The 7,132-nt window shown below is 66.4% G+C and carries 7 protein-coding genes; all 7 read right to left on the reverse strand.

What is annotated here, in order from left to right:
- On the reverse strand, positions 1-998 hold a 998-nt coding region (locus AC1DBQ_RS20235), incomplete at its 3' end, for an AMP-binding protein (protein ID WP_476930212.1).
- Positions 995-1,603 (reverse strand): cupin domain-containing protein, encoded by a 609-nt coding sequence (locus tag AC1DBQ_RS20240; RefSeq protein ID WP_476930213.1) that lies wholly within the window; start codon positions 1,601-1,603, stop codon positions 995-997. The genes AC1DBQ_RS20235 and AC1DBQ_RS20240, both read right to left, overlap by 4 nt.
- Positions 1,603-2,619 (reverse strand): fumarylacetoacetate hydrolase family protein, encoded by a 1,017-nt coding sequence (locus AC1DBQ_RS20245; protein ID WP_476930214.1) that lies wholly within the window; start codon positions 2,617-2,619, stop codon positions 1,603-1,605. The genes AC1DBQ_RS20240 and AC1DBQ_RS20245 overlap by 1 nt, the downstream gene beginning before the upstream one ends.
- Positions 2,620-2,708: 89 nt before the next feature.
- Positions 2,709-3,560, reverse strand: a complete 852-nt coding sequence (locus tag AC1DBQ_RS20250; protein WP_476930215.1) for an ABC transporter substrate-binding protein — start codon at positions 3,558-3,560, stop codon at positions 2,709-2,711.
- Entirely contained in the window at positions 3,557-4,588 is a 1,032-nt protein-coding gene (locus AC1DBQ_RS20255) for a fumarylacetoacetate hydrolase family protein (RefSeq protein ID WP_476930216.1), read from the reverse strand. The genes AC1DBQ_RS20250 and AC1DBQ_RS20255 overlap by 4 nt, the downstream gene beginning before the upstream one ends.
- Before the next feature lie 30 nt (positions 4,589-4,618).
- Positions 4,619-5,557 carry a VOC family protein gene (locus tag AC1DBQ_RS20260; protein ID WP_476930217.1) on the reverse strand — a complete coding sequence of 313 codons (939 nt, stop codon included), beginning with the start codon at positions 5,555-5,557 and terminating at the stop codon, positions 4,619-4,621.
- Positions 5,558-5,598: 41 nt separating this feature from the next.
- Complete coding sequence (locus AC1DBQ_RS20265; RefSeq protein WP_476930218.1) at positions 5,599-7,101, reverse strand: bifunctional 3-(3-hydroxy-phenyl)propionate/3-hydroxycinnamic acid hydroxylase; 1,503 nt, start codon at positions 7,099-7,101, stop codon at positions 5,599-5,601.
- Positions 7,102-7,132 lie beyond the last annotated feature (31 nt).

The following is a 7,132-nucleotide window of genomic DNA, read 5'->3' on the forward strand; positions in this document are numbered from 1 at the left end:
CCCACGCCCAGTGCGGAGACGAGCGCGTTCCACAGCACCCAGCTCGTCGAGGCCACGTTGAGATAGCGGTCCCCGGGCCGCAGGTCGGAGTGGATGAGGAGCATCTTCATTTCCTCAAGCAGCGCCCCGCCGTGCCCGTGCACGATGCCCTTGGGAATGCCCGTTGTCCCGGAGGAGAACAGGACCCACAGCGGGTGGCTGAACTCGACGTCCTCGAAGACGAGCTCCGTGGGTTCGGCCACGGCCTGTGCCCAGTCCACGGCCGGGGCCCTGGTTGGGACACTCGGGACGGACGTATGCCGCCCCACCCAGATGATGTGCTCGAGGGTGGGGAGTTGTGCGAAGATCTCCCCCAGCTCCGCGCGGCGGTCCCGGTCMTTCCCGCCAAGCATGTAGCCCGGGGCGGCGATGACGACCTTTGGACCGAGCTGGGCGAACCGCGAAACGATCGCGCCCGCCCCGAACTCCGGGGCGCAGACGGACCACACGGCACCGATCGAGGCGGCGGCGAGCAGCCCGACGACGGCCTCGGCAACATTCGGAAGGATCGCCACGACCCGGTCCCCGTGCCCCACGYCGCGGGCCCGAAGGTGCGCGGCCAGGGAAGCCACCTCGCGCCGCAGCGCATCCCAAGTGACCTCCTCGCRCGTCCCGTCCTCGGCAATGCCGATCAGTGCGGTGCCCTCGTGGCCCTGCAGCAGGTGCCGGGCGAAATTGAGGGTGCGTCCCGGAAACCACCGCGTGTGCGGCATGGCGTCAGTGGTGCAGACCGGTCCTGCCGTACCGCCGAACTCGACTCCCGCAAACCGGGCAAAGAGTTCCCAGAACTGTTCCGGCTCATCCACCGACCACTGCCAGAGCTCGTCGTAGCCTGCACTGACATCAATGCCTTGCCGGCCCAGGAAGGCGGCGAATTGCCCGATGCCGGTCTCCGCGCTGCGTTCGAGGTCGGGCTCCCAGATCACTTCGCCGTCTGCGGCGCGGGCGTTGGGGATCATGCGCTCTCCAAGGGCCGGGAAGCTTCCCTGCGCCGCTCGGCGATCTGGGATGCTGTGAGGGGCTCGGTTCCGATCAGCACAAAAAGGACCCGGGCCGTGCGGTCGGTGCGGTTKGACCACGCGTGGCTGGTGGCGCGTTGCACGGCCACGTCGCCGGCGCGCATGGTTGCCTCACCCTCGTCGACCAGCAGCGTGATCTCGCCCTCGAGCACGACAGCGTAGTCCAGCGAGTCGGTGCGATGGAACCAGAAGTGCTTGGAGCCGCTGTGCTCGGCGCCTGCTTCGGCCTCGTCGTGCCCGTCGAGCTCGCTAAAGATCACCGAACCCGCCTCGTCCGGATAGACGGCGTCCGGCGGGAAGTCTGCAATGCGCAGGATCGTCTCGCCGGCGGCGGGGAAGCTGGGGATCTCGGCGTCGGCCGCGGCCGGGTCCGCGTCGGTGACGTGGTCGATGCGTCCGGCCGCGGTCAGCCAGGGCACGGTGGCACCGAATCCCGGAATCACTTCCGAGGACCAGTGGTTGGGCGCGGCACCGTCCGAGAGGATGRTGGCGCGTCCCTGGTCGTMGTGCCCGGTGACGATGCGGCGTACTGGGGGGCGGGTCATCAGACCACCCATTCTTCGTGCGGGTAGATGCGGGGCTCGGGCCACCAGGGGGCCTTTTGGCGTTCGGTGGAGATCGGGGTGCGCAGCGTGCCGACGCCTTCGAGCTCKAGTTCAATGACGTCGCCGGGCTTCAGGAACTTTCCGATTTCAACGCCGGCGCCGAAGCCCATCGTGCCCGATCCAATGAGGTCGCCCGGCTGCAGGCGGTCGGAGATCGAGACGTAGGCCAGCAGCTCTGCGGGGGTGTAGACAAAGTCCTCGACCTTGGTGTCGGAGAGCACCTCCCCGTTGACGCGGACCTGGCCGCGCAGTCCCTCGATGGAATCGATTTCGTCCATGGTGGTGACCCAGGGGCCAATGCCGTAGCCGAAGTCCTTGCACTTCTGCGGGCCCATGCCGATCGCCATTTCCGCGCCTTGGATATCGCGTGCGCTGAAGTCGTTGAAGACGGTGATGCCAAAGAGGTGGTCCAGCGCCGTGTCCGGGGTCAGGTCGCTTCCGGACTTGCCCACGACGTAGCCGACCTCGAGTTCCCAGTCGAGGGCTTCGGTGAAGTCGGGGTAGGGCAGAACCTGGTTGTGGCCATAGGACATGGCCGTAGTGCCCTTGAAATACCCCGGACGCTCGTAGATCGACCTTGCCGGCTGTGCCTTGGCGACAATGCGGTGGAAGTTCTGGATGTGCTGCTCGAAGGTCAGCCCGTCGCGAATGACCGGGGCGTCGACCGCCGCCCGCCACGAGACCTCATCGATGGCAAGCGAAGCGTCGTCGGCCGCGGCAAGCGCAGCGTGTGCGKCGTCCAGGAATACGGCGCMTCCGCCGATTCCCGCCGCCAGGCTTCCGGGAAGCACCGCCAGGGCGAGAGCCCGGGCGCGCCCGGGCTCGGCGGCCTTGCGCTGCAGCGTCAAGGCATAGGCGCGGGCAAGGTCAATAACCCGGCCCTGCTCCGGCTCGGCCGCGACGAGTCGAATCTGCTCGCCGTCGGGCGTGGGCACTGCTATACGTCCCAGTTTCATGGTTGCTCCTTTGGACATCAAACATACGATACGTACAGTATCGCATTGGGTTGGTGGGGTTGCAATAGACAAGTTCGTGGGGGTGACGCTCAGTTACCGACCGTGGCGGCCCGGGTGGCCCTCAGGAGTGGTTCGCCGTCGCAGAGCTCCTCCAGCCCGATGTCCGGCGGAAGCATGCCCAGGCTTCGACGGATCCCGGTCAGCAGTCCAAGTCMGCGCTKATCCACCGCAAGCGTGCGGGCGCGCGCGCCCCAGGCCGCCGTGGCCGCCGCCTGGTAGCCGCAGCGTTCAAGCAACTCGATTCCCTCCGCGTCGGTCATCGACTCTCCGGCCGCCACCCCGCGCACCAAAGCGCCCAGGTAGCGTTCCAGCTCTGCGGAAGCGAGAAGCTCGGCGCGGACCACCAGGCCTTGGCCCGGCAGTTCCGGCAGCAGGGCATTGACGTCCACCACGCGCCGCATCCCGGCCTTTTCGGCCAGTTTGTCGAACGGCGGCCCGAGCAGGGTCGCGTCCACTTGGCCGCCGAGCAGCGCGTCCAAGCGTTCGCGAACGCCGCCCACCACCACGTAGTCGACCTCGACGCCGGCGTCCCGTARCAGGTGCTTGGCGATGAGCKCGAAACCGTTGTCGGGGGCGTCCACGGCGAACMGGCACCCGGCCAGGTCCGCGAGGGATTCCACGTCACCGCCTGCATAGATGCCCAGTGGCGTGGTCTGCTCGACCTGGGCAACCAGGCGGAAGTCGGCGCCGGCCCGGGTCCATTCGAACAGGTTGTCGATAGCCGTGACCACCATGTCCTGCTCCCCGGCAAGCAGGGCCCGCAGCTGCTCCGCGCTCGAGGGCGTCCGGGTGGGCAGCACCTCAACGTATCGCAGAAATCCCAGCTCGGCCGCCAGCAGATAGGACACCGGCGGAACGAAGTGGCTTTGACGCAGGATCACGGGGCGGCCCCGCCGGCCGCGGCGACCGCGTCCGGGCGATCCACATACCAGGGAGGCAACTGCCCGCTAGGCCCACGGACCGTTKAACGCTGGATGCCGAGACCAGAGATTTCCGCCTCCATCACGTCGCCGTCCCTCAGGTAACGGCCCCAATGCGAACCGTTGCCCGCAGGCGAACCGGTGATGAGGACATCGCCGGGCAGCAGCACGGCCACCGAGGAGGCGTAGGCGATCAGGCTCGGGATGTCGAAGAGCAGGTCATCGGCCAAGGCATCCTGCATCAGCGTGCCGTTGAGGCTCAAGCGGATGCGGAGCTTCGCAGGATCCGGGACGAACCGCTTCGGCACCACGTAGGGGCCGGTGGGGAAGAACGTCGGCTGGTTCTTGGCACGGAACCAGTCGGTGCCCATCATCGCGATGTCGTTGCGCGGTACGAGCGTGCGCGCCGTGATGTCGTTGACGATCGTATACCCGGCCACGTAGTCGAAAGCGTCTTCGGCCGCGACCCGGTGCGCCCTGCGGCCGATGACCACGCCAAGCTCCAGTTCCCAGTCGACGTTTCCGCCGACATCCGGCAACTTCACGTCATCGTAGGCGCCGCAGACCGCCGAGGGGATCCCGGTCCAGACGTAGGGGTCGCCCGTCCGGCCGCGCTCGTCGATTTCGGCTGCGGCGTCGGCGGCCAGTTGCGCCGCATCGGCGCCTTCCTTGCCGAGCTTGTGGGCCACACTCATCTGCAGGACGTGCTCACGGTAGTTCGCCCCCGCGGCGATGATGGTGCCCACCGGCTGCACCGGCGGCAGCACCCGCAGCCCGTCGAGCGGGCGTGCGCCCGCCGCTGCCGGGTCGATGGCCTCGAGGGCGTCCAGGTGCGCATCCCAGTCAGCGAACAGGTCCCCGATCCGCCCGATTCCCGGCACCACTGTGCGCAGGTCAACGACGTCGTCGCCGAAGACCACACCGGGAAACTCCTCCCCGCCGTCCTCGAAAGTGCCCAGCATGAATCCGTTCACGCGTGCCTCTTCCATGAATCCTCCATTAGTCATTGTCTGCTGCCGCTATACCGGTGGGGCCACGTACAGGCCCTTGTCGCGGTCGTTGAACATTTCGCGGGCGATGAATTCGTCCATGTCGCCGCCGGTTCCCCATTGGTCGGAGGTSTCGGGGTCGCGCGTGTCAAAGATGCTTGGATGCCAGGTATCCTCATCCACCGAATCCAGCTCGGTGGTGTATTCCATGGTGTTCCCGTTGGGATCGTGGAAGTAGGTGAAGGTGTTGTCCCCGGCCTTGTGGCGGCCAGGGCCCCAGATTTTCTTGAACCCGGACCGCAGCAGCTTGCCGCTTCCGCGCATGTACTCGTCGATGCCGCGCAGCTCGAAGGACGCGTGCTGCAGCGAGGCATGCGGACCGCGGGAGATCGCTATGGAGTGGTGTTGTGCATTGCAGCGCATGAAGTAGAAGAGGTCGCCCATGTGCGGGTGGTTCAGGGTGTCGGAGAGACGGAAGCCCAGATGCTGTTCATACCAGGCGCGCATCTTTTCCGGTTCCGGGGAGTTGAGCACCACGTGGGAGAGCCGCACCGGGATCGCCTCGCGTTCCTCGATCTTGCGGTGCTTGCGCACCTCAACATCGGAGGAGACMTCGATGGTGCGTCCCTCCAAGTCGAAGAAGCGGAAGCCGTATCCCCCACCGAGGGTCTTGACGTCATCGGGTTCGCCAATGAGCTTCACGCCCTTGGCAATGAGGTCCGAGGCGAGCTGGTCCACCGAGGCCTTGTCCGCCGCGCCGAACGCGACCATGTCAAGGCGCTTCTCATCGGCCTCGCGCACGCGGACCGAATACTGTTCCGGGGATCCMTCGGCGGCGAAGTAGGTCACGCCGCCGTCGTTCTCCATTTCGGTGAGGCCCCAGTGGTTCTTGTAGAACTCAACCTGCTTCTGGTAGTCGGGCACCGCGATGTCGAAGTGCCTCAGGTGTGTGATGGGGCTGAATGCCATGATGGTCTCCTGTGTTCTGTCCGTTTGACGCGGATGTGGGTTTAGATGCGTGCCGGCACGTTGTGGCCGGCCTGCGGAATGCTGCGGATGAGGCGCTCCAGGGCCTCGGGGGTGTCGCCGAGGCCCAGGATGTAGCGGTCCGGGCGAACGACGACCGCCTGGGCGCCGGCGGCGGCAAGGATCTGGCCGACCTTGGCCGGATCGAACAGGACCACGACGTCGGCATGTTCCTCAAGTAGTTCCCGCAGTGGGGCCGGGACCGCGGCATAGAGCTCGCGGGTTGTTGCCACCAGGAAACGGCTTCCCACCATGTCATCCAGGCGCACCCCGTCGGCGAGGATCGGCTGCATGCCGAGCCGGCCGGCGCGTTCGTCGGTGCCGCCGTCGTGCAGGCCAGGGCCCAGCGCGGGTGAGATCGGTGCGGATGCGGCGGGGTTTGCGCGGATGAAGGCGTCACGCTGCTTCGCGGTGTCGGCGTCGGTGGTTTGCATGAAGCCCGCCGCCCGGGTTGCCTGCTCGACCCAGAACCGTGCATGCGGCATGCGTTCACTCTCGTAGGTGTCAAGGAGGCTGTCGTMGGCCGCACCGCGCTTRACGGCATCGAGCTTCCACACCAGGTTGGCCACGTCGCGTATTCCGGCGCATAGGCCCTGACCAAAAAGCGGTGGCGCCTGGTGGGCTGCGTCCCCCGCCAGGAAGATGTTCCCGGCGCGCCACTGCCGTGCGATGCGGCCACGGAAGGTATAAATAGCGAGCCGGTCTGCAGTGAATCTGTCTGTCGGCAGCACGCCGTGGCTGATCTTTTCCACACCCGCAGGGGTGGCAATTTCCTCGGGGTCGTCCCCCGGCATCAACATGAACTCCATCCGCACCCGTTTGCCGGGGAGGCGGATCCACAGGGCGGGCCTTGTGTGATGACCCAGGAAGATCATGTCGGAAGRCAGGCCGGGGCCTTCTTCCAAAATGCMGTCCGCGACAAGCCACTGTGCATCCTCGCCCAGCTTTTCGCACTCGATGCCCAGCGCCTGGCGGCTTGGTGAACGTGCCCCGTCCGCTGCGATGGCCCAGCGGGCGCGGATTAAGGATTCCGCGCCGTCGGAGTCACGCACCGCCACCTCGACGCCCGGTCCCTCATTGCGCACGGAGAGCACGCTGGTGCCTCGGTGGAGCTCGACGCCGGGAAGTTCTTCCACGACATCCCGCAGCAGGACCTCGATGTCCGGTTGGTGAAAGGTGAGATCGTCGTGCCAACCCTGGGTGCCAAACTGACCCGTGGGCAAGGACACCAGGACTTCCCGCTCCTCGTTCTCGATGTGGAAGGAGGACATCGGCAAAGTTACCTCGGCAAAGCGCTCGGCGACTCCCAGCGATTGGAGGGTGCGGAAGGTTTCACCATCAAAGTGCACGGCGCGGGCAGTTGGCCAAACCTGGACATCACGCTCCACCCCGATGGCGGTCAGACCTGCGCGCCCCAGCAAGGCCAGCGCAGTGACTCCTACAGGCCCTCCCCCGATCACTACCACGTCGACGTTGACGTTAGCCATCTTGCTCCTTCAAGTTMAGTACGTATCGTTT

It is taken from the genome of Arthrobacter sp. 10T413_2, from assembly GCF_056394205.1.